Source organism: Roseivivax isoporae LMG 25204 (assembly GCF_000521865.1).
Lineage (GTDB): Bacteria > Pseudomonadota > Alphaproteobacteria > Rhodobacterales > Rhodobacteraceae > Roseivivax > Roseivivax isoporae.
This window is the reverse complement of sequence record NZ_JAME01000110.1, coordinates 1-1601: the sequence shown is the minus strand read 5'-3', so window position 1 is coordinate 1601 and position 1601 is coordinate 1. Positions and strand designations below refer to the sequence as shown.

General features: G+C 70.9%; 1 protein-coding gene and 1 pseudogene. Both read left to right on the top strand.

Annotation, left to right across the window (positions count from 1 at the left end; all coding sequences use genetic code 11):
- The first annotated feature begins 81 nt into the window (after positions 1-81).
- Positions 82-1260, top strand: coding sequence for an HlyD family secretion protein (locus RISW2_RS22815; protein WP_043775708.1), 1179 nt, complete (start codon positions 82-84; stop codon positions 1258-1260).
- Between the two features lies 1 nt (position 1261).
- Positions 1262-1601, top strand: a pseudogene (locus tag RISW2_RS22810) (Curdlan synthase); the annotation flags it as partial.

Genomic DNA, 1601 nt, shown 5'->3' with positions numbered 1-1601 from the left:
CCCCCGCGTGCATGACTTGCTCGCGGTGAGGGAACGCGGCATTCCCGTACCGGCCACCACACCACAATCGGGATCGTTTGCATGAAATACACGCGCCTCATCATCGGACTTGTCGCCATCGTCGTCGCGCTGTGGGTGATCGTGGGCGAGCAGATGACGGGGGCAAGCGCCAATGCCGTGCTGAACGCCCGGGTCGTCACGCTGCGCTCGGACGTCGCCGGCACGCTCGAGATGCCCGAGCGCGCGCTCGGCGCGGGCGTGCAGGAGGGCGAGGTGGTCGCCACGGTGACCGATCCGCTGGTCGACCGCATGCGGCTCGACGACCTGCTGATGGAGCTCGCGTTCGAACAGGCCGAGGCCGAGCGTCTCGGCTCCGCGCTCGAGGACACCAAGGCCATCCGCGCGGCGCTGTCGGACCGCGCCGAACGCTACCGGACCGAACGCATTGCCGAGTTGCGGACCCGGCTCGAGCGCGCGCGCAACCGGCTTGCCATCCTTGAGGAGGGGGGCGTGCCCGAAGGCGAGGAGGCGCAGCGCCGCGTCGATGCGGTCGATCAGACGACGCCCGACCGCCTGCCGGCCGAGCCGCTGGTGACCGAGCTCGTCCTCGAACATGCGCGCGAACGGGTCGAGACGCTCGAGATCGCGCTGCGCTCGGCCGAGGCCGGTGTCTTCCTCGGCGACGGCTACAACGATTCCCCCAATGCCGAGCAGCGCGCGACGCAACTCGAGAGCGAGATCGCCGCGCTCGAGGCCGCCGCGGCCGAGGCGGCGGCGCGCGTCGCCGCGGTCGAGACCCGGATCGGCCGCGAGCAGGTGCACGTCAACGGCCTGACCGGGGGCGAGATCATGTCGCCCGTCACCGGCCGGTTCTGGGAGGTGCTCGAGGCGGACGGCGTGACCGTGCAGCGCGGCGACCCGATCCTGCGCATCGTCGACTGCGCCAGCACCATCGTCACCCTGTCGGTGCCCCAGCAGGTCTACAACGACCTGCAGGTGGGCGACGCCGCGACCTTCCGCTTCGAGAACCAGTCGCGCGTCTTCGACGCGACGGTGAGCCGGCTGGCCGGCAGCGGCGCCGCGACCATCTACGAACACCTCGCCGTCGCGCCGAGCCAGAAGCACCTCGAACGCTACGACGTCACGCTGCTCGTGCCCGAGCTGACCGCCGACCCGGACCTCGGCTGCGCCATCGGGCGGACCGGGCGGGCGTTCTTCGATACCCGTCCGCTCGACTGGCTGCGCGGCCTCTGGAGCTGAGATGTTCGCCTTTCCGCACCTGAGCGAGCTCGGATCGGCGTTCATGTACGTGCTGCTGGCGGCGGGCGTTGCGCTAGTGCTGCCGTCGCTCATCGATTCGCGCCGGGCGTCCCACCGGATCGTGCTCTTCGCGATCGCCATCGCGCTGGCCCTGCGCTACGCCTGGTGGCGGGCGACCGAGACGCTGGCGCCCTTCGGCCTGACCGTCGACATGGCCGCCAGCTGGTCGCTCTTCGGGCTCGAGATGCTGACCCTCATGGGCTCGATCAGCGCCTTCGTGCTGATGTCGCGGTGGCGCGACCGCCATGCCGAGGCAGACGCGCATGCCGGCTGGTGGGGCG

Coding starts and splice junctions, on each gene's coding strand:
- RISW2_RS22815 (WP_043775708.1), top strand. CDS start 82: ATGAAATACACGCGCCTCATCATCGGACTTGTCGCCATCGTCGTCGCG.